The organism is Brevibacillus sp. HB2.2, from assembly GCF_013284275.1.
In the GTDB taxonomy this organism is placed as follows: Bacteria; Bacillota; Bacilli; order Brevibacillales; family Brevibacillaceae; genus Brevibacillus; species Brevibacillus brevis_D.
This window is the reverse complement of record NZ_JABSUV010000053.1, coordinates 1-23826: the sequence shown is the minus strand read 5'-3', so window position 1 is coordinate 23826 and position 23826 is coordinate 1. Positions and strand designations below refer to the sequence as shown.

The following is a 23826-nucleotide window of genomic DNA, read 5'->3' as shown; positions in this document are numbered from 1 at the left end:
TTAGTTCTCCCCCTCCCACAGGCTAATGGAACGAATACCGAGCCCAGACTCTCCTGGCATGCGCATCAAGCGACCTTCGTATGTTACGCCACCATCTATGCCATCGTGCAAAAGCATCAACGGCGCATCAAAATCAAAACGGGTGATGTTCTTCTTGCTGGCTGCAAAATGTGCTGCTGCTGATACAGCCAGACGCGATTCGATCATGCTGCCAACCATACATGGAATACCGTACTCTTCAGCCAATTGGTTGATCAATTGTGCTTTGTAAATGCCGCCAGCCTTCATCAGCTTGATATTAATCATGTCAGCCGCACGGTTTTGCAAAACCTGCAGGGCCTGCGCTGGTGAAAACACACTCTCGTCAGCCATGATGGGCGTATCGACCGAATCTGTTACCCGCTTCAAACCTTCCAGATCATGCGCTTTTACAGGCTGCTCAATGAGCTCGATGCCAAGACCCATGTCCTCCATTTTGCGAATGGATTGCACCGCTTCTTTTACATTCCATCCCTGGTTGGCATCAAGACGAATCTTCACCTGATTGCCCACGGTTTTGCGAATTTCTCGGATGCGCAAAATGTCATCCTCGATATTGTCCTTGCCGACCTTGATTTTCAGTACGTGAAAGCCTTGCTTGAGATAGGCAGCGGCATCCTCGCCCATTTCTTTCGGGGAATTTACGCTGACGGTATAGTCCGTCTCCAATTGGTCACGGTAGCCACCCAGGAATTGATACAACGGCATTCCTGCGCGCTGAGAAATAAGGTCGTACAACGCAATGTCTACCGCTGCCTTCGCACTCGTATTTCCTACCATGGATTGGTGCAAGGTTTGAAAAACTCGTTCATAGGCAAGCAAATTCAAGCCGATGAGCTGAGGTCTCATCGTATTCATAATCGCCGACTCGATGCTTTCGATGCTGTCTCCGGTAATGACGACAGTAGCCGAAGCTTCGCCCCACCCGACCATACCGTTGTCGCAGGTGATTTTCACCAGAACCGATTCCAGACTATGCACCGTACGCAAAGCCGTTTTAAAAGGCTTTTTCAATGGAACAGATATTCGTTTTACTTCGATGGCTTGAATAATCATGTTTTCCTCCATCTTCTCCAGCACTCGTGCTTTCTTTCGTGTTTTTTCTAATAGACATACTAAATTATAGCACTATTAAAAATTCTAGCAAAAAAGGGGGGAGAGTCATTCCATCCACCTGAAATGACTTCTCCCAACTCACTCTTTCTTACTTCACGACAGCTTTTCTCAGGTCTGTATAGCTCAGTGAAGAGCTTTGTACACCGCTCACTTTGTCGCTTGAGAGCAAGGAAGTGTTGTAGAAATAAAGCGGTGCGATTGGCGCTTCATCCACCAAGATTTTTTCTGCATCATGCAGCAGCTTCAGACGTTTTGCATCGTCTGGCTCCTTGTATGCGTCTTGGATCAGCTTGTCGAATTGCGCATTGCTCCAGCCCGTACGATTGCTTGCTGCCTTCGATTGGAAAATGTCGAGGAAGTTGATCGCATCACCGAAGTCAGGCAACCAGGAAGAACGAGCAATTTGATACTGCAATTGCTTTTGCATATCCGTCAAAACTTTTCCTTCTACCTTTTGCAGCTTCACATCTACGCTCAGCGTCTGCTTCCACATTTCTTGCGCGGCTTGTGCCGTTTTTTCGTTAGCCGTTCCGCTGCGGTACGTGAGTGTAACCTCTGGGAGCTTTGTGTAGCCTTTTTCTTTCATTCCTTGTTCCAGGAGCTTCTTCGCTTCATCTGGGTTGAAGTTCACCAATTCTCCGCCTACCTCACGGAATTGTCCTTCACCGTTGGCATCAGGCAAACCATAAGAAACGAAGCCTGTTCCCGGCTTTTGTTGACGCATCAGCACTAGGTCGACCAGTGTCTTACGGTCAATCGCCAAGCTGAAGGCTTTACGAATATTGGCGTTATCAAATGGCTCCTTCGTTACGTTGAAACGATAGAACTCTGTACCCGCTCCATCACGCACGAATACTTTGCCATCTTTGAACAATTGGTCTGCCATGTCTGCAGGAACGGTTGTCGTTCTGTGCAGCTCTTCGTTCGTAAACATTTGATACTCGGTATTCTCGTCATCAATCATTTTCCAAACAGCACCAGGCAGTGTTACGTTTGCTGCATCCCAGTACGTATCGCTCTTCATTATTTTCAGTTCACTGTCATGCGCCCATTCTGTCAGCTTGAATGGCCCGTTTCCGACAAAGCTTGCTGCTTCTGCAGCCCATTTCGGATCTTTTTCTACAGTTGCTTTGTGAACAGGGAAGAAAGCCGGGTTTGATGCCAACAGGAGCGTCCAGGAAGCTGGTTGAGCAAGCACGACCTCTAGTGTTTTGTCGTCCAACGCTTTTACTTTTACGCCATCCGCCGGTCCTTTACCACTGTTATAGGCCTCCGCTCCCTCAATAATATACGCGAGGGATGCCGCTGGAGAGGCCAGTGCAGGATCAAGCATGCGTTTCCACGCGAATTCGAAGTCCTGAGCCTTTACCGGTTCACCATTGGACCATTTGTTGTCACGCAGAGTAAAGGTGTAGGTTTTTCCATCCACGGAGACCGTCCATTCGGAAGCAGCCGCTGGTTGAGGCTTTTGATTTTCGTCTAGGCGAGTCAAGCCTTCCATCAAGTTGTTCAAAATGTTATAGGACGGCTCATCGAAGCCAATCGGCGGATCCAATGACGTCGGTTCCTTGATATTATTCAGCAACAGGAGCTTTGCTGCTTGATCGCCCGGCGTTGGAGCATTTGGCTGAGCGGTGTTACCTGGTGCAGGCTCACCCGATGCAGCTGGTTGACCCGATGTACAGCCAGCCATGAGCATGGACACCCCCAGCGTAGCCGTCAGCAACAATGTTGATAGTTTTTTCACTGTTTCTTCCCCCTTATTTTTTTGTTTTTGTATGACGTAAAAGGATAGCGCCGTCAGCCGACACCCTCTTTTACACGAACAAAGCCGGGCTTGACCACTGCCCTCGACAACTATGAATCAGGTCCCCGTTGGCGGTTGCATCGACGCTAACAACTTCTTCGCCCGTGGGTCCTGCAACCAACAGGAAACCGCATGTTTGCTATGAACATGTGTCTCCGCAGGCTGGTAATTCCGACATACTTCTAACGCGTAGTCACAGCGCGCAGCGAATGCACAGCCAATTGGCGGGCTGAACAAATCCGGGGGTGTTCCAGGTATCGGGCTGAGCGGTATGGAGCGATCGGCATCCAAACGAGGCATCGACGCCAACAAGCCTTTGGTGTACGGATGCTGCGGATTGTAAAAAATGTCGCGAACAGGCCCGGACTCTACCACTTTTCCGGCATACATAACGTTGACCCGATCCGCAATCTTGGCGACGACTCCCAAATCATGCGTGATAATAATGATCGAGACTCCCGTCTTTTTCTGAATGCTTTTGAACAGCTCGATGATTTGCGCCTGAATCGTCACATCCAACGCTGTTGTAGGCTCATCCGCAATCAGAATGGACGGCTTACAGACAAGCGCAATCGCAATCATGATCCGTTGGCGCATCCCGCCACTAAACTGATGGAGGTACTGCTTGAGACGACTTTCTGGAGTGGCGATCCCCACCAAGGTGAGTATTTCAATCGCTTGCCGCTTGGCTTCGCTTCTGGTGACCTTTTGATGGCGAATGATTCCCTCCATAATCTGCTCACCAATGGTGATCGTCGGGTTAAGTGATGTCATCGCATCTTGAAAGATCATGGAGATTTCTTTCCCACGCAGCTCGCGCATTTGCTTTTCCGGCAGCTTTGCCAGATCCTGCCCTTTAAAATGAATGCTTCCACCCGCGATTTTTCCGATATGCTCCGGGATCAGTCGCATGATGCTCCTTGCAGTCACGCTTTTCCCACATCCGGATTCACCAACAATCGCCAGTGTCTCCCCTTTGTTCAAGGTAAAGTTCACGTCCCGAACAGCGTTCACTTCACCGCCATGCGTCTTGAATGTGACCCGAAGCCCACTGACCTCCAGCAGCCTTTCCGTTTTATCCATGTTGCCTACCTCCTTGACTTCGGATCGAACGCATCGCGCAAGCCATCACCGAGCACGTTGAACGCGAGCATCGTCAGCGAGATGAGGAAAGCAGGGAAAAAGAGCCGCCACCAATGACCGGACAAAATGATGGGGAGTCCATCGTTCGCCATCACTCCCCAGCTAGCCATTGGCGCCTGAATACCGAGACCGAGAAAACTCAGAAACGCCTCTGAAAAAATCGCAGATGGAACAGATAACGTGACATATACAATGATGATGCCAATTGTGTTGGGCAGCAGATGTTTACGAATGATGTAGAAAGGCTTTGCCCCCATTGTTTTTGCTGCCAGTACGTACTCTGAGTTTTTCATTTGCAGGACCTGACCACGCACAGTCCGGGCCATCCCGATCCAACCAGTCGCACTTAAGGCGATAATAATGGTTAAAAGTCCGGGCCCCATGACGACCATTAGCAAAATCACCACTAACAAATAAGGAAGGCCGTACAAAATGTCCACGAAGCGCATCATGATATTATCGATTCGACCGCCCAAATATCCGGCAATTCCCCCATACAAGACACCAATGAAAAAATCGATAAGTGCTGCCGTCAAACCGACAAACAAGGAAATACGCGCACCATACCAAACACGCGTGAACACATCGCGGCCAAAATCATCAGTACCAAACCAGTTCACTTCCGACGGCGGTTTGTTTTTCATAATAATCGACTGTTTGGCGTATTCATGACCAGAGATCATCGGTCCAATCGTAGCCATAACCCCAAGCAAGATAATAACTACCAGCCCCAACAAAGCCAGCTTGTTTCCTCTCAGACGAAGCCAAGCTTCTTGCCAAAACGTCAGTTGAGGTCGCACAATCGCTTCCGCATTGAGGTTGTCTTTTCGCATGGGGATAAATAAATCATCAGAAACGATCATCCTTCGCTCTCCTTTCGATGAAGCTTAATTCGTGGATCAATGATGCCGTACAGTACATCGACGACAAACATCAAGAAAATCAAAAGTGCGCTGTAGAAGACAGTCGTTCCCATAATGACGGAATAGTCACGGTTATTAATGCCGGCTACGAAATATTTCCCCATCCCAGGAATCGCAAATATTTTTTCGATCACAAAGCTTCCTGTTAAAACGTTAGCAATCAATGCACCTAAAAGCGTGACGACAGGTAAAATCGCATTACGCAGTGCGTGTTTCAACACGATCGTTACCGGAGACAGCCCTTTTGCACGAGCGGTTTCAATGTATTCCTGGGTTAACACTTCCAGCATGTTGGTACGAGTCAAACGAGCGATAATCGCAATCGGACCAAATGCCAATGCAAGCGCTGGCATAATCACATGCTGCCAAGACCCCCACGTTGCGGTTGGCAACAGCTTCCATTCGACCGCCAAATATTTGATTAATAAGGAGGCGACAACAAAGCTGGGAACAGATATCCCGATAACAGCAATAATCATGGCAAGGTAATCAATGAGACGGTTATGTCGTAGCGCGGCGATCACACCAAGCGCAATACCGGTAATAATCGCAAAGACGACAGAAATCAGACCGAGTTGAAAAGAAACGGGGAATCCACGGGCGATCATTTTGTTGACCGTATCCGAGCTGTTGGCAATCGATGGTCCAAGGTCAAACTGCACCAGCTTTTGCAAGTACAGCCCGTATTGGACGAGTAGTGGCTTATCCAGGTTGTAGTAGGCATTGAGATTGGCAGCAACTGCTTCGTTTAATGCCTTTCCTTCTTTTTCAAAAGGAGATCCCGGAACGGCATGCATCAAGAAAAAGGTGAGGGTAATGATGAGCCATAACGTCACGATCATGGAGATAAATCTGCGGAAAACAAAAGATAGCAAGGACTCTCCTCCTTTTCATCAGAAACTGACCTCTCGTAATAAGCAAAAAACCCAGCAAATGCACGTGATCATGGCATTTGCTGGGTTTTACTTACGTGTATGCCGTGCATACGAATAAATAAAGCAGCGGGTGTATTCATTTGGTGACTGTGGCTTTATTTCTCGTGGAAACTGCTTGTTTGTACTTCTTTTGCGCGTCCTTAAACGCTGCGATCAATGTTTTTTGGGAAGATCCAAAATACCGAAAGCGAATCTCTTCACCAATTTCCTCCGACGCCATAATCGAATGACCGATAAAGATCGACCGAGCAAAATCAGACGTCAGTTGGACCGTGGAAGAACAAGCTGCATCTACGATCTTGTCATTGGAAGTATCGACAACCAATCCGATAAAAAAAGCACTGAATTGCTGTGTAATCGGATTGTTCGAAGAGGACTGTGCATCGCCTACGATATAAATGGTATCTTTATCAAACAAATCAATAACCCCACTTTTACTATGCTTAACGGACCGGCAAACGGGATGTTCGGAGAGCGACTTCCTCACAATCGCAAGCTGGGTAAGCACTTTCCTACATAGTACCAGAAGATTTCGCAATTTGTAAATAAGTCTGACTAATCTTTCAGTTCTTCTACAGATACGACCGGAAACGAATGCGACGGCATCATCGGCAGAAACGGTCGCTCGTCGATGTAGGCAACTACGACATGCGATGGACCCACCATTGTTTTCGGTGCAAGCTGCAATTCCTCCCCACGCTCAGTTACGACGGTAATCTGCAGCATTCCACCTCCCGGACGAGCTGGCCCTTTCGTTGCTCGCTCTGTCACGAGTGTTTTCCCATTGTACTGTAAGCGTAATTGGTGGTCATTACGCCACGAACGGAAATCCACATAATAGCGGGAGAATGGAATGGGATCAGTGGTCACACTGTCTGCTTGAGGGACGAACATGGCCTGCTCACGACGATAGCCACCATTCTCATTCATTCTTTCATCAAAACGTTCAAGAGCCTCGTCTTCGAGCAGATCAATCACACCTTCTGTTTTCAGTACAGGATCAACAGCAAAGGTGGCGTGATGATTAGACAACTCCATGAGTATCTTCACTTCTGTTTTTTTCTGCATGGCGAGGTCTGCATCTACAATAAACATACCTACCAACAAAAAGAACAGCATCGTAGAAATGGATAAGATATTTATACCCGTAACGATAGCCTCCTAACGGGAGCTTTTACAAATCGTAGTCCATGATGTTAACTGTACCTATTCTTTGGACTTGCAAGGAATCAGCTGGCATCGGAATCCACGTGGTAAAGCGAGGGTATGGAATTGCCAGCTCCACGACAAACTCATCTTCGTGGCTCCACAGAACGGGATCGTGTGAACGAGTGCGAGTGACACTGACAAACAGCTCCTGATCTGGAATGGAAAGCTTTTTCTCCCTCAGCTCCCGAGTGATCAATGCACGAACCTCTTGTTGCAGGTTGGCTTCACTCGTCCCCCCGTGGTTGCTGACATATTTCGTAGCGGCTGCGCTCACTTCCAATAATTCGTTCCTGGCCTGAACAACCGTATGTACCTGTAAAAGCCCTAATGGAACGAGTAGCATAACCATAATGTTCAGAATCACAGCGATTAATTGCCCCATTAGCCTGTACCAAAACGCGTTACTTCAGCGAGCAAATCACCGAAAAACTGCGTGCATGCCGAAAAGAGATTTTGCGGACCGGTGAGAAGCAACCCTACCGTCAAAGGCAAAACAATCGCCATTACAGCCAAAATGCTAATCATTTTATTCATTCACTACCACCCTGGATCAAAGTATTCGGACGGACGGCTTCCCGTAAAGGAAAAGGATGTATCCCCCTCCACAAATTTGTGCAGCCATTGGGTCACTTTTGAAGGCTGGATGGTAACCGACAAGGTAATCGCCTCCTGCCGCTCTTTACGAGCTCGCTCGCCCTCGGTTCGAGGCCAGCTCCCAGCAAACGTATCCCCTGTCACTTCCCAACCCAGTCCTTTCATTTTCAGAAGATAGTAATCTGCTAATGTCGGCTCCAAATACCCGATGTCCTGCATATCATCCAGTAAGTCAGCATAGATTCCACGGGCAATCGCCCTTTCCATTGCGTACAAGTGGTAAGCTCCCAGTGCGGAAGTGATCAATAGAAGGACCAGTAGACAAATAAGAAAGACTTTTGCTTTCACCATCGTTTTATAAACGCCAGCTCTTCTTTAATGGAAGATGACCGTCGCTGCCCGATACACCCTTTCCTGTTGTGTCTGTTTAAGCTGCTCCTCTGGTTGGAGTTTCCAAAGCACCGCGCACAAGCTCCCTACCATAATCGAAATGATGAGAAGTACGTGGATGTGCAGCATCATTTAGACGACGTATAGGATGTGCCGTTTTGCATCCTAAAGTTGATGTTTTCATTTCGAGTATCATAGTTCAGCGATGTGATGGATTGGTTAATGCTCTCGGCAGAATCGTTTGCCGCAGGGCTTAACTCATTGCCGTAACTGCTAACACCAATTCCTAACACCATGACGCATGCTAAAAATATAAAAAACATTTTCGACATCTCAATTTTCTCCTTTTCTCATACTTGATTTATTTAAGGTATGGCTTTATCGATCCACCCAACTGCTCGATCTCTCAGCCCATCTTCCCTCACTACCGATGTGTTTATTTCAGACAGGCTCGAAACGATTATTCCTAAAGAGAAAACGATGCACATGATGATAGATAATAGCTTCGTCATGAGTTGCTCCTCCTCAGGTCAAATATTTATCCAGTATTTCTGTAAGCAGCTTATACCAAGGAAACATAGCTACCAGTAAACCCATGTAAAATGCTGGGTAGACAATGACCGTGTAGCCAATCCCTAAAGACTTTATCTTTTTTCGATGACGAAACATTCTTCGGTGATCGACAGCCCATTCCATTCGTTGCATAGTTGCACTTACTTGTCCTTCACTCAGCGTCTCAATTGTACGCATACTTGATACGAGGATAATACCGTCGTCGACACCGATTTTGCGTTTAAAGCTCTCAAGCGCTTCGTTAGGGTCTCTGTTCCACTCAGATAAAGTAGGGATATACTCCTTTAGCTTTCTAGTCGGTCTTGCTGCCTTGACCATGGCATTGTAAATGGGCACCTGATTTTCTAGAAGGGTCACATAGCGATTGATAAATCTGGCGATATCTGTGCTCAGCATGTCCTCCCTGTGATTTGCCCACGTCTTCAAGCCCATGTAAGGCAGCATGTAACTACCTGCAGATGCCAGACACATCGACAGAAGTGGGAATGATTCCACTCGACTCACAACGACCCACATAAGAACCAGGATGTAAACCATACTTCCAGTCAACAATTGCAGAAACACCCACTCTGGCTTCCCCCATCCAAATGGCCTTCCTGCTCGTGAAAGTAACTGTTCCCATTTGTCGTCTTCGTCAGGCTTGAGTGCTTGCTCCCACTTTTCCCACCACACCCCAGAAACAAACAGCTTCGGCTTTTGCTTATGAAACAAATACTTCCCAATCATAAACGCTGCACTAAAAACAAATAGAGCGCCTAATCCAAGGTAGGTATACATGATTAGCATTGGCATTAGCGATATCTCCTTCCCCAAATAAAAGCCAATAGGATCGAAAAAGTCCACACAGTCGCCGCAATCGCTAAAATGGCTTGTCCATCTGGCGTGTAGAAATAGAGACGGTAGGAATCCTGAAGCAAACCTTGATTGTAGGGGATCAAGCAAATGCAAATCGCTATGACGATTAGCAGGCTGATCCAAATAGAGTATATTTCACTATCACGCTCATGCTTTTCATCTTGTTGTACAAACATCTCATTCGTTAACCGATTTAGTGGTGATTGAATATCCTCTGTTTCTCCTTCCAAACCGCTGGAAATATACGTTGCAAAGTCAAAAGCCCACGGGTGGTCCAGTCTCTGCGCAAACTTCTCCACTGTCGCAACCGAGTTTCCCCCATCCGAAAGGCTATTGTTTAGCAGAAGGAGGTCAGGCAGTAACTCTTTGGGGCATTCCTCTATCATTTCGCGAAAAGTAAGGACAATGTTTTTGCGACTGTTATAATAACGGGCAAACAATTCTACGAAGCGACAGAATGAGCTAATTTTTTTATTCATTTGTACGGTATAGCGTGCGTATAGAATCAGTGTTGGCAGCAAGAGGAATAACAGAAAAAGCGATAAGGATACAACCATATTTCCTAGCAAAATACCCGAGATGAATCCCGCTATCGCGCCAATCATGGATAGTAATAAGTATCCTTCTGGCGTACCTCCCACGATTTGACACCAACGCTCAAAGTGTTCATACAACATTCGCCGAGTAGAATGCCTTAAAAATTTCTCTCTCCATACCTCAACTGTACGTGGGAAGAAAACGCGTGGGCTTCTCCATCCCTTATACAGGTGTAAGCCGAGAAACAAAAAGCCAGAGAAGAGACATAGAAACACCGGGAAAAGAAACGTGTAAATCATAGTTGCCTGCCTATATCGGTAAGACGTAGCTCTTTCAACACTTCAATGTCTGCTTTGCCGACGTAACACATGTATTCAACTAAATGTGGGCTCAGTTGATTCCCCGTCCATTCATAAGCTCCCGTCTGCATGTTGCGACCTACCAGGGGAATAGATTCAACTCGATTAAAAGAAGAGTTCCACTCCGTCGTATGAATGGCATCAATAAAACGGTGACCACTGTTGCGGTATGTAAGCGAATTGACAAAATTGACTGCCCTGCTAATCCTCTCCTGCGTCAGCTCGACACTCCGCCCTCCGTATTGATAAACAAGATCGGTCAGATCATGTAGCGCTCTATGTGCAAATCGTTCGTGCATTGCTCCGATTGTAGCGTCCGTCCCTCTGATTCCGGCATTTATAAAATGGTACGCTTCTATAGGCTCACGAATTTCTCCAATCAAAATGGTATTGGCTGTCGACCGGTACATGTCTTTGAAGCAATGCTCTAATTCAATGCCGATTTCCTCCACGTTTTGGAGTTCAATCACTTCCCCTGGCCAAATATCACCAAATCGCATCTCGTGTTCACTTTCAAAGATCGTGATATATTCTGTCCGAGGGTCCTTCAGCTTCAACATACACATCATCAACGTGGTTTTCCCAGCAGCCATCGGTCCAATAACCAGCACATTGCTTCGTCCGTACACTTGCTGTTCCATTAGCCATTGAATTCTTTCGTCGAAGGCTGGCTGTTGTTGTGTACGGAGTTGGTCGAGCGAAAAAGCAGGTGTTGTAAATCGTCTAACCAGAATGGTCGGTACTCTGGAATAAGGGAAAGTAAACATGGTCAATCTTGCTTTTAGCGAATGTAAGTATCCGCTCAATCTAGGTTTTTTCTCGTTAAAAGATAGACCCGCTGTATTGGTCAACTTTTGTTGGAGGGTTTCAACCTCTTTCCAGCTGGGAGTGTAAGAGAGAAATTTTTTGACTCCTTGCTCCAAGTACGCAATGTTGCGGTTTGCAGAAATTCGCACTTCCTCTACCCACGGAGATAAATGTAGGACGGCATCGAGTATGCCCCACCCGTAAGTGGAAAAGGTGAGACCTTCGTAACTGTTAACATGCGGCAAAATTTGTTCGGTTACTGGTCGTTGGAGGACTTCCTCAAAATAATGCTGTAAGCGAAGAATAATATGGTTGTGACTATCACGGTCTCCCTGCTCTGCCAAAGCGAGAATTCGTTGCATCTCCAGCTTCTCTTCTCGAGTTTTGCCAAAATGATTTAAATAATCTCTTGCTACTTGTTTCATGTCCTCGATAGTTTGGATGTCTGATTTAACTGGTTGTTCTCGTTCTATCCCTCTCATCAGCAAAACACCGCACTTCTATCCATATATTGCGCCTTAGCAATTTCCTTCAAACTGCTGATGTACGATTTGGGAGCGAAAAACTCTTCTATTAATACGCTGCTGCTCTGATGTGATTGCATGAGCCTGTTCTCCGAAATGCGTGGTACTACACCATAGACCGAAACACCCTCTCCAATTCGAAAGGGTTGCCCAGGGTCTAAATGACTGAGCAGAACCTCGCATTTCACTCCTCTTTCTTTCCATTTATACAACCACTCTCTAGCACTATCGATACTAAAGGGATCAGCTCTCACGAATAAAAGATTGCGGTCAACAGTATGAAGCAACCGCTGTAAAGTCTCAGACTCAGGAAAGCAGTAACCCCAATCGACGTATACATAGTCAAATTGCCTGCGAAACACAGTAATTAGATTGCTTAATTCTGAGCTCTTCCACTTGCTGGCAGCATGTGCGTAATACAGATTAGGTAAGTGTGCGCTCTGTTTGCAGACATTGCTCCAGTTACGCTTGGCAGTTGTTTGTATATCAATAAAGTCAGGACGAAATAGAGATAATTGATGTTGTTGGAGCTTGAAGAATCTTGATAAATCTGGTTTAGCTTCATTCATATCAAGTACAACAATTCGCTTTTCAGGATGCTGCCTCGCTAGTATGACTGGATAATTAATACAAAAAGTAGTAATGCCAGAAGCACCGTAGCTCAATAAAGCGTAAACGAACCCCTTTTCTTTTGACGATCCGATATCTGCACACTCTTGCACGAAGCCTAGAATCAGACTGATCTGATGACGTATTTCTTCTTGGGATAAGTGCGCTGATAAAATGTATACATGCTCTACCCCAGACTCCTCAGCTACCTTCTCAATCATCTTCTCATCCCGATAGAGAGGGACAATAATTAACGGTGAGTTAGGCGGGAGCTGTGCTTTCAGTGCCGGAAGCCATTCCCAAACGGGAGAGTTGAACATTTCGGAAAATATCACGGAAGCTTCTGGCATATAAAGTTGCACAAGCCGTGAAAACTCCGCCGCCGACTCAGCTACCAGCACATCACTATACATAGGCATATACGTCTTGGCGAGTGACTTCATCGGATAACAAACTAAAATTTTCATGACGCTTGCTCCTTCGAACCCATGATATGACCTACCTGAAGCATCCCATATGACATTGCCTCGGTTATTATCACATACTCCTCGTCTGTCAAATTAAAGCCGATAAAAGCAGGTAGTGCTGTTGGCTGTACCCGGTAGTCACGATATCGCTTTTCTCCATTCTGCAACGGTTTTTCTCGTGATCCATGAAAGATAGAATCCATCTGATCAGGCGATGGTAACAAGCTTGGCTTTAATGTATAGATCTCAATACCATTACTGTCCCTCACACTTGCAAGCTGACTTTCAAATAACATATCTGCCGTATCATTAGTTTTTCGAAAATGCAGTGGTGTAGGATAGTCTTGCAGCTCCGAAAGACTCTTGTATTTGACCCAAATTTTCACATGATCGCCTTTGCGTAATTCCGTTAACGGATGGATGGATAGTAGGGGGAACTCGTAGCGCGCCTCCCCTTTTTCCGGTAAAAGCTGCGAATCTGTCAGCTTTTCCACTAATAATTGCTCGCCTTCGTACATTGTCTGCGTGCTCCTTTTCCCCAGTACAGTATCCAAATCGCGCGCTGAACCTGGAAGAATTTCATCCACCTCTTCCTGTACGAGTATCACGTCATCTTGTGTAATCGGCTCGAAGGCTGATATTTCTTTCCCTGCAGCTACCTTAATAACTGGGGCAAACAGCTTTTCGGCAGCCATCGCGTCAATATATTGAGTCGCCGCATAAAAGGACGACCCTGCTAGCAGAAATGAAATTAAGCAAATGACAAGTAATGTTTGCTTCTTCATAACATCCTTCCTTTATAAGCATGAATCAATGACTGAAACTCAATTTCTTCCTCGGGGAAAATCTCCAAAAGTAGATTGGCTTTGGCGCTTGCCATTGCTGTTTTCTCTCCATTCATCAACGGAATCATATTAGTTACCTGTGTAGCTCCCGGCTGCTGGTCCCATAGGGAGAGCGTTCCTTCTACTTTTTTCATGATGCTTGTCCGAGACAATTGGCTATTCCATTTGTTTGCTATCATTTTTATTTTTCTTCTTTCTGTCTTCCACCAAGCAGGGGCTGGCTCTGCCAGGAACAAGCGGGTAAGTCTAGCCAAATCGGCATCAAAAACTACCCATATTTCATCGGCATGCTCAAAAATTTGTTTGGAGTGAGCATCATTCCAATAGGAAGAAACATCAATAACCACTATGGGACTATCCTTACAAATTCGTAGTAACCAGTTGGCTGTATCTGTTTGAGAAGATTCCTGCTGAAGTCGTGCTGGGGATTCTATCTGGATGCGAAGATGGTTATTCTGCATGAGGAGCAATGATGTAGGAGAATCTCTTACTTGTTGTCGAGCTCTACGTTCAAAATCAAGAGCAAAATAATAATAGGATGTCACTTTTGGCAACTCGCAAAGGGTAACAGGAATGCCTTTTCCTGACCATGCATACGCTAGGTTACTTGCAAGAAAACTAGCTCCAGCCTGTGCGTACAAGCTCATAACGGCAATACATTTACGCTGATACGACTCCAGTTGCTCAACTATTTGTGGAGAAGCAAGCTTTTCTTTAAGTATCCTCCATTGCCGCTCTTCCTCAATAGACTGTGAAAACTCCTGCTGCTCCAAATCACGGAACCTGGAGACAAAGCGGCTCATTTGGTGAAACATGATTATCCCACCTGGGAGTCATTTGATTTATTTTTACTAGCAATGTATTTCTCAAATTTCTCAACCATCTCTCGAACAGTAAGGGACTTGCGGTGATAATAGTATATTTTGCGCAGCCGCTCCCGTTCCTGAGCAGTCATTTCTGGTCTCACTTTCATGGCTAGCTCAATTAACAGAGCGAGCTCGACGTTGTTAGGTCTCCCTCTTCTTGGAGGATTGGCAAATAGCTCCTGCTGCTTTTTATTAAATGCGTTTGGGTACTCTACCAGCCACATGTCTACCAACGTTTCAATATCTTCATGTGTACGTACTCCGAGCTTCATCAAGTATTTAAAATAGGTGGGGATGGGACGTTCACGTATCTGCCCATCTTGCCATCGGGCGAGGAATCCATTTGGCATTGTTAGGAGCTTGGTTACATCTCGGATGAGTGCTATCCGATTTGGCGATTGGTATTGAACGACTGCTTCTTTTACTAGCGTAAACAAAATGTCATGATAATTGACGCCTTTATACCCGCTTCCATACTCTGTGATGTACCATTCCTCAACTGCTCGATCAAAATCTCTCCGGCAATTCGATAACTGAAGCTGATTCAGATGCTCATAAAACTCTTCCAGATCATACTGAACCATAAACTCTTCCTGGTAATCCCCAAAAACAAAAGCAATAAAGGATTCCTTAAACTCTTCCAATGACAACAATGTCAGCTTGTTTGTCTCCTCATAGCAGCGGTTGACTAATTCGATTGCACTCTTTGCCAACACGTCAAAATACCCCCATTTTCCTTTTTATAGAACGATAGATATTCTCCAACAGCGTTCTCGACGCGGCGAATCTTATTTAGCCTGGCAAACCAGGCATTTCGCTTTATGGGTCGCCTCACACGCACCCGTGCAAGGCGATTAAAAGAACCTACTCGGTTACAAAGTAAAGTTCTTCTCCGGTCGCGAAAAGAAGAGCAATCCTTCCCGCGCGCTCCATGACGGTTGGAGCATTCTCCATTACAATTAGCCCGTCATTGAGTACTACTCTGTCTCCAAATCGATGTACGGATTCGATCTGGAACGCTCCCTGCGGAACTCTTTCCACTGAAAGATGTCTGCCAGGTTTGTGCTTCTGGTAGCGTACTTGTCGCCCTAGAAGCTGCTCCACGGATGCAGAGCATTTCTGGTGAGCCTCTACTGTTGCCATGCGCAACGCCTCCTTCTCTCACCTGTAGAGTACGGCCGTTTCATCTGCTTATAAGCCTATGAAACTACCTCTACCGTAAAAAAAGACAGCAGGGTTGTGCAAATATTTTTATAACTCATCCCAATAAGAGGGATCACTAAGTTCAGGATACATTTCAGTGACCATATCAAACGGTGAAAAGTAAAGTGTATCGACGAGAATCTTGAGTTTATATGTTTTCAGGAGCGTATAGGCTCTCTCTGTTTTGCTGAAGATACTTGGCAGTTGACGCAAATCTGCTAGCTTTAGTAGATGCTTGCACATATAGTCGACACATATTTTTGCCCGTTCCTCACCCTTTATACTCTGAAAATAAGCTGGGGGAAAATGACGTCTTATGCCTGAAAGCACTTCTTGGTAAACCCATAACACTCGTTGTTCTTCTGTAAGCCGAGGTAAATACGGATAAGCGAATTCGACGAAGTAATACACATCCTCAGCCTTTGCCTCGATGGGCGGTTCAATAAATTCTCTCACCAAATGAAGCTTCAGTTCTTTGACATCCTGCAAGTTCAATTCACGTCTCGCCTGCTCAGGAGTCCATCTTTTTACATTTTCAATCGCATATCTTACAACTAATTGGACTTTTTGCTTTCGGTACTGCACATCTTCGAACTCATACGGGGAAAAACGCTTTTGCTCTCCGTTAAGAATTCGTTTGTACCGATCGACTATTTTTGAGGGCACTGTCATCTCACTCCTATCCCCATTTTTGGAATATACTACTAAATTACCATGCGGGATTAGGACAAAAATAACAGCACCTCTGTTCAAAATTGTGACTTTATTCATAGACCCCAGACTGGGAGACTCTGTTCATTTTTACAAAAAGCTCATCCCAAAATACAGGTATATTCTTTTCAACCTTTACTTCTAAATGATAGATTCCTTGCAAGTACAAATAAGGCCGTTCACCTTTTTGGTGAATGACAGAGACCTCATCACTTGTCCCCTCCAGATTCGGCCTGTTTAATCTCCAAAGAATCCCCGCTTCTTCACGAGCCCCGCGAATGATATCCGCATCACGACGTTCAGCTTCTTCTGTTGTGGCAAACAATCTGATTTGCTTATCACCGTTTGTATCCACGTACTCCCATTTTCCAGCCGCACGTGCTCCCTTAGTAATCAAATCTGCTGTATGTTGCATCTTCATTTTTAGATAATCTGTCTGCTCCAAAAATAACAGGATAGAGAGCAGACTGCCCAAGCAGAAGAGAAAGAAGAGCACAGTAATCATGGTTGCCCCGCGCTCTTCCTTCACTCGAATCAAAAAATGATGCAACGAATCATTCATTGCTTCTCCTCCGCATTTTCAACCATCATGTGATAGCTTTCAGTTATCTCGAATAATTCCCCCGTAGAGAGAAGCCGAAATGAAACTGTTGCTTTAGCTTTTACATGACTGCCTTTTCTCCAGCCGTTCCCATCAAGCTCCAGCTGCACATCTTTGTGGAGGACTCCGATACCTTGTGCTAATTCGGATGTACCTCTCTGTTTCGCATGGAATTTGGCCAAACCGAAATTGGGCTGCACTGCAGCAATTCTCCCTGCCTCATACGCAGCCGCCAATGCCTTTTGCTTGTTGTACATCATGCTGAATTGGTCAAAGGAGAATACGATCAAGATCCAAACTAAAGGAAACACCAAAATAAACTCAATCATCTGGCTGCCTCGCTCATCTTTCACCCTCGCACGTATCATTCGTCCCATACGTGTGATCATCCGCTTGCTCCGATGACATCTCGCACAGATTGGAGCACAAAAGCACCCAGCAAATATACAGCATAGGGGAATGAAAAGGCTGTTTTTTCCCTGCCTGGAAGCCACACTTGTCGATGAGCTGTCCATCCGGCTGCAATAATTTGAAGATTGTTGCGTAGGCGAGCCCAATTTTGCGGATAGAACACCATCACAATCAGGCATAAGATGATAGAATGCAAAAACAAAGAATACACCACACTCCAGCTTGTCCAAGCTCCAACAGCCATCAGCAGCTTTTGATCGCCCATCCCCATTCCTTTTAAGATTACGGGACCAACTGTCAACAAAAATGCTCCTGCCACACCTAGCACTGCTCCGGCTAATAATTCACCTTCCCACTGATACCATAAGCCGACAGCAATCGCTGGAAAAACAAGCGTATTCGATATTCTTCTTTGTCTCCAATCCATCCATGCTGCCGCTCCTAATACGCCTAGCAAGACTACGTTTGTCATTTGCTTATTTTTTCTTGCAGTTCCTTCAGCTTCTCGTCTTCAGCAGTACCTAGTTGTGTCAGTGTCGGAATAAGCACAATCAAGATGACGGCAATGATAATGACCATTTCCACGATCGTGACACCGTCCTCCTCATACCAAAAACGCTTGACGTAATCTGCGATGGTTCCCATTCCATTCACTCCTCATTGAGATTTTGGTTCTATTTTCACTCTGCCAAAAGACAGCGCCTCTCGCAAAAATATTTACATGCGCTTATTTTTCTACAGGCTTTCTCCGATGCCAATGAATGCAGGCCCCATCACCAAGAACAACAGCGGCAGACCCATTAACAAAATGACAAAAGGCAATAATCTGATATTTAACCGATTCATATGGGTAGCAGCTTCGTCCTCTTGTTGTCTCACTTGCTCCTCTACTTGGACAGACAACTTTTGTGATATGCTAACCCCTTTTTTCATCGCCTCGTTCATCTCTAGTGCGATGGTAGTCAACGAATCTACCTCCCACCGAAAGGCCAGCTCTTCAAGTGCCTTTCGCCAGTTCCCATGCTTTTTTTCTCCCATTTCTAGGCTCGCGAGTTCTCTGCCAAGTCTGGCATCAAAACGTCTCGCTGTCTGCTTAACAGCCTGCTGCAACGGCATGCCTGCTTCCACCAATGACTGCACAATGCTGAAAAAGATTGGGACCTGCTCTCGAATTTCAGCTTTAGCCCGCTTGTCCACCCGATCTAATAGCATGTTCGGTAGCAAGTACAAAAATAAGCTAATCGTTAAGGGAAGCCCAGTCACCATACCGATTTTTTCACCATGAATCATGCTTATTGGCAATGAAGCTAGAGATGAAACGATGAAACACATACTGATGAGCCGGAACAAAACAATCTCTGTCAGGCTTATATCAATCCCCAGACGCGCCAATGTTTCCTCTATTTTTTTCTTATCGACACCCGTCCATTTGTAGAAATGCTGTAGCAGTACCTGGTTTTTCTCCAAGCTTCGAACTAGTGTCCACCTTTTTCGTCCTTGTTGAAACGATTGCTCAAGCTTGGCTTGTTTCACGGAGTCAATCCTGCCCAAAAGGGTGGCGGATATTGGTTCTCCCTTACTCACACAAGACGGCAAGCCGTATAGAAATATAGCAACACTCACCAATATACTAAGAACGAGAACGAACATTGCACCCTCCCCTATGCTCCCCTGCTTATGCTTTTATGCGCAACAAAACGAATTGCTTCACCCCCAATCAAAATAGAAGCCAAGCTTCCCAAAATAAGAAACCGTCCCCCGATTGTGGCCGTAAGTGGGTCGAAATGATTGGGATTATTCACATACAACGCAATGACAAAAACAAACGGCATGACGCTTAGTAAATTCACTTGTGCAACGATCTGTGCCATAGCTGCTTTTTGTCTACGGAGCGACTGTCTGCGCCGTAATATCGAAGAGGCAGCCAAATCGAGCGTTTTAGCCATATCTCCGCCCATCTCACGTTGAATGTGGACAATGGTCGCTAAATATTTGACATCTGCTGATCCTGTGCGTTCAAAGAATCGATTCATTACGTGCTCTAATGGGACTTGTGCCCGCAATAGCTCTACAATACGCCTGTATTCCTCTAATACGATTTCTGATAAAAATGGACTAGTAGCTACCTGTTCAAACGCATGCAAATACGATGGAGAAGTACGTAATGAACTGGCCATGAGTCGAATCGCTTTTACATTGCCTGCTTCGAAATCGTCCTTTCGACGGGCCCCCCATACACTCACTAACCGTTCGGTAAACATAATCCCTGCCAGCAAAGCAGGCATTGCCATCCACCAAGACTGCAAGATCTGACTACTCACACCAAATGACGCGATCCCCAATAAAAAAGAGAGGGTCACATACTGGTTTACCCCCCACCCTGAGCGCGATTTCGCCAACCTCTCCTCAAACTGCTTCCAAATCGTTTTTCTGTCCTGTTGCAACACTTCTACGATTTCGTGCTTCCCCGCCGGTTCTCGCATATACACTTTGTTGGGCAAGATCAATAACAGGATGGCCATCCCTATCCCGATTGCAACAGGTAAGCTAATGTCCATGCTTTCCCCTCCTATAGCGGTATTGGTGTGGTGAAAAAGACGCGCTCAATCTCCTCTCGAGACAGGCCTTTCTCTAGCCATCGCTTAATCAGTCGCTCTGGGCGATAGCCTGTCCATTTGAAATGGCCCTTTACTCTCCCATTCTCCACCCCTGTTACTTCGTACACGTATATATCCTGCAAATACACCCGATCAGGGAGAACCTGTTTAATGTTGCAGGCTCGCTTTATCCATTCTTCATGCGATTGACCCGTCCCCACTACCTCCGTTATCGCTACCACCTTGCGACTACCATCTTCTTCAAAACGTTTTACTTGAACAATCAAATCCAGTGCTGAACCGATCATTAAGTTGCGCTCTTCAGCACTATACCCTTCATCTGCTTTTCCAAATAAAATGGGCAATGTTGAATCGACCAAAGCTCGCGGTGAGTTTGCGTGCGCTGTGCTCCAGCTACCAGGGTGGTCCGTATTCATCGCCCAAAGCATATCTACGATTTCTCCACCGCGTGTCTCACCGACCATAATGACATCCGGCCTTTTTCGCAAAGACAAGCGAACACAATCCTTGATCGAAAACCCACCCTTCCCCTCGTAATTCGCAGGTTTCGCTAAAAATCTGCGCACAAAAGGATGCTGAAGCTTCATCTCCAAAACATCCTCGATCGTAATAATACTTAAATGATCAGGGACATATTGGGAGATGAGATTGAGCATGTGTGTCTTGCCTGAGCCTGTTCCTCCACTGACAATGCCAGATGCGCGAGATAAACGGACGGCTCTGTTTAAAAAGAGAAGCATCGGCTCGCAAATGGAACCGTACCGTAAATAATCGGACTCACTGAGTAGCTCACGGTGCTTTCTAATCGTGAGCATATGACCATCGGGAGAAATAGAACGATGCGTAGCAGCAACCCGGGAACCGTCTGGAAGCTGTGTATGCAGCTCTGCTTTCGTTTCATTAAACTCACGTCCCATTGTCGCTGCAATCTGTTCTAATAAGCGCAGCAGCTCTTCCTCATCGCGAAAAACAGCAATCTCCGGAGATTCAAGACGACCAGTACTTTTTCTTTCAATGACGAGATAGTTATAGCGATGAAAAAGAACCTCCGTGATGTCGTTATCCTCTAATAAAGCGTCTAATGGGCCCCACCCCGTCAAAGAATGCAGCAGCCGTTTTACTTCTGCTTCCATTTGTATGGATGTCAGCGTGGTTTGCGACTCCAGCAGCATTCGAATATCTGCCGTCAGCTCATCCATAAAGAGTGAAGAATGTTTTTCCTCCCATAATCGCTTTCCGTATTTCTCAACAATCTGGGTACGAATCGATGTTTCTCTATCTGTCCCAACCCATTTTTCATTCGTCCGCTCATGATCAGGAGCTTGCATTTTTTCATGAAGCGTCGTAGGAACTCCCGCCATTCCCCTCCCCGCTGATCGTAATTCTTGCGCAGGGCGGACTTGATTTGATATGCCTAGTAACTGTTTTTTATCGAACATGACACCCTCCCTTATCCCCATAACCATTTGAAGAGAGATGTTTTCTCTTTTTGTTTCTCTTTTTCAGTAGCCTTCATTTGCTCCCCATCTACGGGAAACAGTGCTTTTCCTAATGTCTCAATGGCTTCCTTGGCTGGAATTCTCCCTGACTGGAGCATGACTGGCGTTCCGGTGTTAATCGATTTTTTCACTTCCACATCATCAGGTATGGAGAAAATTTTTTTGCTGGGGTGAAGCTGGAAATAGGCACGAATTTCATCTAAGGTAAACATTTCTTTCCTCTGCAAACGATTCATGCAAATTTGAATGCGTTCTTCAGGGTACTCTGCTTCTCTCAACAGTTTCAGCAATCGTTGAATATTTTCAATGGAGTCTACCACCGGATTCCCCACCATCACGACATGCTCTGCAAAAAACAGAGCTTGAATCGTTGCATCTGTTGTATCAGGAGCCGTATCAATAAGAATGACGTCATAGTTGCTCTGTTTTAACGTTTCGAGAATTAGATATAAATGATAGTCACGGATTTCAAAGCTTTGCCGAATATCACGGGGGGACGTAAGTACATGCAAGCCTGTATCAGGATGAGCAACCACATATTTCTCGATATGTTGGGGAGATAACGGCAAGGCTTGTGCGTATTCCTGCCATTCCTCACTGCTAATGGAATACGGATCTTTGCCTTGATCCTGAATAAACGAATGCAATTGAGCATCAAGATCCTTTACCCACGTAAAAAGATTAGGGGTACGGGGGAGATTCAAAGTAGTCGCAAAAGTACCGAGATCAAGATTGAAGTCAACAGCCATAACCCGCAATGGGACGCCCTCGTTTTTTTGCATGGAAAAGAAAATCGCTAGCTCACGAGAAATAAATGTTTTTCCTACGCCACCTTTGGGACCGTAAACAGTAATAAGCTGTTTGGGACGAGTCATTTCAGGAACTAAACCACCCGTGATCGGCTCTGAGATCGAAGGCTGCTGACTCGGATAGCTCCTGGTTTGTTCCTGGATTACATACTGGTGTTGTTGAGGCGCAGCTTCTGCTACCATACCTGGAGGCTGTATCATCATGGCTAACGCTTCGATTTGCCCTGGTTCAATGGGCTTGGCAATAACCCATAGACCTAAGTTCCGGAAAAATGGCTCCCACATCAGTTCATTGCTTGAGCAAGCAGCAATAAATGAAAGATGAGGAAAGGCTAGCCGAAATTGCTGACACAACACACCTCTTTCCGTTCCCTTTATACCACCCAGCAACACCAAATGGGGTTGGTTTTCCTGTAATTTTGCCCATGCCTCTTCCACTCCGAGTGCTTCCCCGCACACTTCAATCCATCTACTGTTTATAAGTTGCGCCTTTAACAAACGAACTGAATCACGATCATCATCTACTATGAGCAAACGCCTTTTCACTCGTGCTCCTCCTTTTTAATACCCCAGCGAGTTTTCGTCTTCATTAACTCTGAAGCGAATTTTACGTCTCCTATTCCTGGATTTCCCTCATCCTTTACTGCAGCCAAGCCCAATCTGATTTTTCCATAATGAAGTGCGTGTGTTAGCAGAACAGCCTCATCACGTGTCAGGGAGAGAGTCACAGCTACCAGATTGGGATGATCGCCTTCCATTTCGCGTTGAATGCCAATGATCGGCATGTTTTGCAGCAGTAGTCCGGAATGTGCTCCTGTCTCATCTTCAAAGGAAGCATAGACGTGCACCCTTTCTCCGCTTGATACATGCGGTGAAACTCCTGCAACATTGTCTATGGGAATGCTCATACCTGTCATTTTTTCTGTGATCACTCCGCTACCTTGCGCATTACTGGTTTGCTCCAAATCACTTTGCAATAACGGTCGGCCTCCCTTCACTTGACGGGTGAATGCTAAACCGACAAGACTCTGTCCTTCCTCCCATGGAATCAAACCTGGAATTGGGGCAATGGGTTGTTGAAAGATCCCTCCCAGTCTCAGTGTTAATGGCTCCATATCCCTTGCTTCAAGTAATTGGCCACTTTCTTTTTCCACTGTTGATCGCAATTGAATATAGGTCACTTGATGCGGCTTCAAAATGATGTAGGTCGCTACGCCTATACATGTAGCGAAAAGCAATATAGCCAATAGTCGTAACGGATGTATAGACATTCTCCCCCTCCTCTCCATTGTTTCTAGCGTAGAGGAGAATAGAGGGACAAAAAAAGAAAACAAAAAAAACTGTGCATTTGTTTTGCACAGTTACCCTATTACACA

Annotated in this window: 29 protein-coding genes; all 29 read right to left on the bottom strand. The window is 45.8% G+C overall.

What is annotated here, in order from left to right; all coding sequences use genetic code 11:
* Positions 1 to 1095: a dipeptide epimerase gene (locus HP401_RS34995; RefSeq protein WP_173607228.1), complete on the bottom strand. Its 1095-nt coding sequence runs from the start codon at positions 1093 to 1095 to the stop codon at positions 1 to 3.
* Positions 1096 to 1243: 148 nt separating this feature from the next.
* Positions 1244 to 2902 carry a peptide ABC transporter substrate-binding protein gene (locus HP401_RS34990; protein ID WP_173607227.1) on the bottom strand — a complete coding sequence of 553 codons (1659 nt, stop codon included), beginning with the start codon at positions 2900 to 2902 and terminating at the stop codon, positions 1244 to 1246.
* Positions 2903 to 3019: 117 nt separating this feature from the next.
* Positions 3020 to 4045 (bottom strand): ABC transporter ATP-binding protein, encoded by a 1026-nt coding sequence (locus tag HP401_RS34985; protein WP_173607226.1) that lies wholly within the window; start codon positions 4043 to 4045, stop codon positions 3020 to 3022.
* 5 nt (positions 4046 to 4050) lie between these two features.
* Positions 4051 to 4938: an ABC transporter permease gene (locus HP401_RS34980; protein WP_375140440.1), complete on the bottom strand. Its 888-nt coding sequence runs from the start codon at positions 4936 to 4938 to the stop codon at positions 4051 to 4053.
* 26 nt (positions 4939 to 4964) lie between these two features.
* Complete coding sequence (locus HP401_RS34975) at positions 4965 to 5903, bottom strand: ABC transporter permease (protein WP_173607224.1); 939 nt, start codon at positions 5901 to 5903, stop codon at positions 4965 to 4967.
* A gap of 136 nt (positions 5904 to 6039) precedes the next feature.
* Positions 6040 to 6381, bottom strand: a complete 342-nt coding sequence (locus HP401_RS34970; protein ID WP_012683929.1) for a DUF3870 domain-containing protein — start codon at positions 6379 to 6381, stop codon at positions 6040 to 6042.
* 137 nt (positions 6382 to 6518) lie between these two features.
* On the bottom strand, positions 6519 to 7082 hold the full coding sequence (locus HP401_RS34965) for a hypothetical protein (RefSeq protein ID WP_173607223.1): 564 nt from the start codon (positions 7080 to 7082) through the stop codon (positions 6519 to 6521).
* Positions 7083 to 7137: 55 nt separating this feature from the next.
* A complete protein-coding gene (locus HP401_RS34960; RefSeq protein ID WP_173607222.1) occupies positions 7138 to 7554 on the bottom strand; it encodes a hypothetical protein in 417 nt (138 codons plus the stop codon).
* Positions 7554 to 7706: a hypothetical protein gene (locus tag HP401_RS34955; RefSeq protein ID WP_012683926.1), complete on the bottom strand. Its 153-nt coding sequence runs from the start codon at positions 7704 to 7706 to the stop codon at positions 7554 to 7556. Before HP401_RS34955 ends, HP401_RS34960 begins: the two co-directional genes overlap by 1 nt.
* Before the next feature lie 3 nt (positions 7707 to 7709).
* Positions 7710 to 8033 carry a hypothetical protein gene (locus HP401_RS34950; RefSeq protein ID WP_234128145.1) on the bottom strand — a complete coding sequence of 108 codons (324 nt, stop codon included), beginning with the start codon at positions 8031 to 8033 and terminating at the stop codon, positions 7710 to 7712.
* Between the two features lie 488 nt (positions 8034 to 8521).
* Complete coding sequence (locus HP401_RS34945; protein ID WP_007725181.1) at positions 8522 to 8668, bottom strand: hypothetical protein; 147 nt, start codon at positions 8666 to 8668, stop codon at positions 8522 to 8524.
* Between the two features lie 13 nt (positions 8669 to 8681).
* A complete protein-coding gene (locus HP401_RS34940) occupies positions 8682 to 9521 on the bottom strand; it encodes a hypothetical protein (RefSeq protein ID WP_173607220.1) in 840 nt (279 codons plus the stop codon).
* Positions 9521 to 10225 (bottom strand): hypothetical protein, encoded by a 705-nt coding sequence (locus HP401_RS34935; protein ID WP_254457200.1) that lies wholly within the window; start codon positions 10223 to 10225, stop codon positions 9521 to 9523. The genes HP401_RS34940 and HP401_RS34935 overlap by 1 nt, the downstream gene beginning before the upstream one ends.
* 191 nt (positions 10226 to 10416) lie before the next feature.
* Positions 10417 to 11769, bottom strand: a complete 1353-nt coding sequence (locus HP401_RS34930) for an ATPase, T2SS/T4P/T4SS family (RefSeq protein WP_173607218.1) — start codon at positions 11767 to 11769, stop codon at positions 10417 to 10419.
* Positions 11769 to 12887, bottom strand: coding sequence for a hypothetical protein (locus HP401_RS34925; RefSeq protein ID WP_173607217.1), 1119 nt, complete (start codon positions 12885 to 12887; stop codon positions 11769 to 11771). The genes HP401_RS34930 and HP401_RS34925 overlap by 1 nt, the downstream gene beginning before the upstream one ends.
* The gene (locus HP401_RS34920; protein ID WP_173607216.1) at positions 12884 to 13672 is read right to left on the bottom strand and encodes an SAF domain-containing protein; all 789 of its coding nucleotides are present in this window, start codon (positions 13670 to 13672) and stop codon (positions 12884 to 12886) included. Before HP401_RS34920 ends, HP401_RS34925 begins: the two co-directional genes overlap by 4 nt.
* Complete coding sequence (locus tag HP401_RS34915) at positions 13669 to 14547, bottom strand: CpaE/TadZ family protein (RefSeq protein ID WP_142498980.1); 879 nt, start codon at positions 14545 to 14547, stop codon at positions 13669 to 13671. The genes HP401_RS34920 and HP401_RS34915 overlap by 4 nt, the downstream gene beginning before the upstream one ends.
* Before the next feature lie 2 nt (positions 14548 to 14549).
* Positions 14550 to 15314: a hypothetical protein gene (locus tag HP401_RS34910; RefSeq protein ID WP_012683917.1), complete on the bottom strand. Its 765-nt coding sequence runs from the start codon at positions 15312 to 15314 to the stop codon at positions 14550 to 14552.
* A 148-nt stretch (positions 15315 to 15462) separates the two neighbouring features.
* Entirely contained in the window at positions 15463 to 15741 is a 279-nt protein-coding gene (locus HP401_RS34905; protein ID WP_012683916.1) for a hypothetical protein, read from the bottom strand.
* Positions 15742 to 15849: 108 nt separating this feature from the next.
* On the bottom strand, positions 15850 to 16467 hold the full coding sequence (locus HP401_RS34900; RefSeq protein ID WP_087349809.1) for a DUF4046 domain-containing protein: 618 nt from the start codon (positions 16465 to 16467) through the stop codon (positions 15850 to 15852).
* Positions 16468 to 16564: 97 nt separating this feature from the next.
* Positions 16565 to 17074 carry a hypothetical protein gene (locus HP401_RS34895; RefSeq protein ID WP_064203246.1) on the bottom strand — a complete coding sequence of 170 codons (510 nt, stop codon included), beginning with the start codon at positions 17072 to 17074 and terminating at the stop codon, positions 16565 to 16567.
* Positions 17071 to 17502 (bottom strand): TadE/TadG family type IV pilus assembly protein, encoded by a 432-nt coding sequence (locus HP401_RS34890; protein ID WP_087349805.1) that lies wholly within the window; start codon positions 17500 to 17502, stop codon positions 17071 to 17073. Before HP401_RS34890 ends, HP401_RS34895 begins: the two co-directional genes overlap by 4 nt.
* Complete coding sequence (locus HP401_RS34885; RefSeq protein ID WP_173607215.1) at positions 17499 to 17996, bottom strand: A24 family peptidase; 498 nt, start codon at positions 17994 to 17996, stop codon at positions 17499 to 17501. Before HP401_RS34885 ends, HP401_RS34890 begins: the two co-directional genes overlap by 4 nt.
* Positions 17993 to 18169, bottom strand: a complete 177-nt coding sequence (locus HP401_RS34880) for a hypothetical protein (RefSeq protein WP_012683911.1) — start codon at positions 18167 to 18169, stop codon at positions 17993 to 17995. Before HP401_RS34880 ends, HP401_RS34885 begins: the two co-directional genes overlap by 4 nt.
* Before the next feature lie 90 nt (positions 18170 to 18259).
* Positions 18260 to 19057 carry a type II secretion system F family protein gene (locus HP401_RS34875; protein WP_309145165.1) on the bottom strand — a complete coding sequence of 266 codons (798 nt, stop codon included), beginning with the start codon at positions 19055 to 19057 and terminating at the stop codon, positions 18260 to 18262.
* A 128-nt stretch (positions 19058 to 19185) separates the two neighbouring features.
* Complete coding sequence (locus tag HP401_RS34870; protein WP_173607213.1) at positions 19186 to 20082, bottom strand: type II secretion system F family protein; 897 nt, start codon at positions 20080 to 20082, stop codon at positions 19186 to 19188.
* A gap of 11 nt (positions 20083 to 20093) precedes the next feature.
* Positions 20094 to 21581 (bottom strand): TadA family conjugal transfer-associated ATPase, encoded by a 1488-nt coding sequence (locus HP401_RS34865; protein WP_173607212.1) that lies wholly within the window; start codon positions 21579 to 21581, stop codon positions 20094 to 20096.
* 11 nt (positions 21582 to 21592) lie between these two features.
* A complete protein-coding gene (locus HP401_RS34860; RefSeq protein WP_173607211.1) occupies positions 21593 to 22996 on the bottom strand; it encodes a CpaE/TadZ family protein in 1404 nt (467 codons plus the stop codon).
* Positions 22993 to 23721, bottom strand: a complete 729-nt coding sequence (cpaB, locus tag HP401_RS34855; protein WP_173607210.1) for a Flp pilus assembly protein CpaB — start codon at positions 23719 to 23721, stop codon at positions 22993 to 22995. Before cpaB ends, HP401_RS34860 begins: the two co-directional genes overlap by 4 nt.
* Positions 23722 to 23826 lie beyond the last annotated feature (105 nt).

Coding starts and splice junctions, on each gene's coding strand:
- HP401_RS34995 (WP_173607228.1), bottom strand. CDS start 1,095: ATGATTATTCAAGCCATCGAAGTAAAACGAATATCTGTTCCATTGAAA.
- HP401_RS34865 (WP_173607212.1), bottom strand. CDS start 21,581: ATGTTCGATAAAAAACAGTTACTAGGCATATCAAATCAAGTCCGCCCT.
- HP401_RS34885 (WP_173607215.1), bottom strand. CDS start 17,996: ATGACAAACGTAGTCTTGCTAGGCGTATTAGGAGCGGCAGCATGGATG.
- HP401_RS34905 (WP_012683916.1), bottom strand. CDS start 15,741: ATGGCAACAGTAGAGGCTCACCAGAAATGCTCTGCATCCGTGGAGCAG.
- HP401_RS34960 (WP_173607222.1), bottom strand. CDS start 7,554: ATGGGGCAATTAATCGCTGTGATTCTGAACATTATGGTTATGCTACTC.
- cpaB (WP_173607210.1), bottom strand. CDS start 23,721: ATGTCTATACATCCGTTACGACTATTGGCTATATTGCTTTTCGCTACA.
- HP401_RS34880 (WP_012683911.1), bottom strand. CDS start 18,169: ATGGGAACCATCGCAGATTACGTCAAGCGTTTTTGGTATGAGGAGGAC.
- HP401_RS34950 (WP_234128145.1), bottom strand. CDS start 8,033: ATGGAAAGGGCGATTGCCCGTGGAATCTATGCTGACTTACTGGATGAT.
- HP401_RS34890 (WP_087349805.1), bottom strand. CDS start 17,502: ATGATCACACGTATGGGACGAATGATACGTGCGAGGGTGAAAGATGAG.
- HP401_RS34945 (WP_007725181.1), bottom strand. CDS start 8,668: ATGACGAAGCTATTATCTATCATCATGTGCATCGTTTTCTCTTTAGGA.
- HP401_RS34965 (WP_173607223.1), bottom strand. CDS start 7,082: ATGCTGTTCTTTTTGTTGGTAGGTATGTTTATTGTAGATGCAGACCTC.
- HP401_RS34980 (WP_375140440.1), bottom strand. CDS start 4,938: ATGCGAAAAGACAACCTCAATGCGGAAGCGATTGTGCGACCTCAACTG.
- HP401_RS34930 (WP_173607218.1), bottom strand. CDS start 11,769: ATGAGAGGGATAGAACGAGAACAACCAGTTAAATCAGACATCCAAACT.
- HP401_RS34985 (WP_173607226.1), bottom strand. CDS start 4,045: ATGGATAAAACGGAAAGGCTGCTGGAGGTCAGTGGGCTTCGGGTCACA.
- HP401_RS34915 (WP_142498980.1), bottom strand. CDS start 14,547: ATGTTTCACCAAATGAGCCGCTTTGTCTCCAGGTTCCGTGATTTGGAG.
- HP401_RS34955 (WP_012683926.1), bottom strand. CDS start 7,706: ATGAATAAAATGATTAGCATTTTGGCTGTAATGGCGATTGTTTTGCCT.
- HP401_RS34920 (WP_173607216.1), bottom strand. CDS start 13,672: ATGAAGAAGCAAACATTACTTGTCATTTGCTTAATTTCATTTCTGCTA.
- HP401_RS34870 (WP_173607213.1), bottom strand. CDS start 20,082: ATGGACATTAGCTTACCTGTTGCAATCGGGATAGGGATGGCCATCCTG.
- HP401_RS34925 (WP_173607217.1), bottom strand. CDS start 12,887: ATGAAAATTTTAGTTTGTTATCCGATGAAGTCACTCGCCAAGACGTAT.
- HP401_RS34940 (WP_173607220.1), bottom strand. CDS start 9,521: ATGCCAATGCTAATCATGTATACCTACCTTGGATTAGGCGCTCTATTT.
- HP401_RS34895 (WP_064203246.1), bottom strand. CDS start 17,074: ATGAATGATTCGTTGCATCATTTTTTGATTCGAGTGAAGGAAGAGCGC.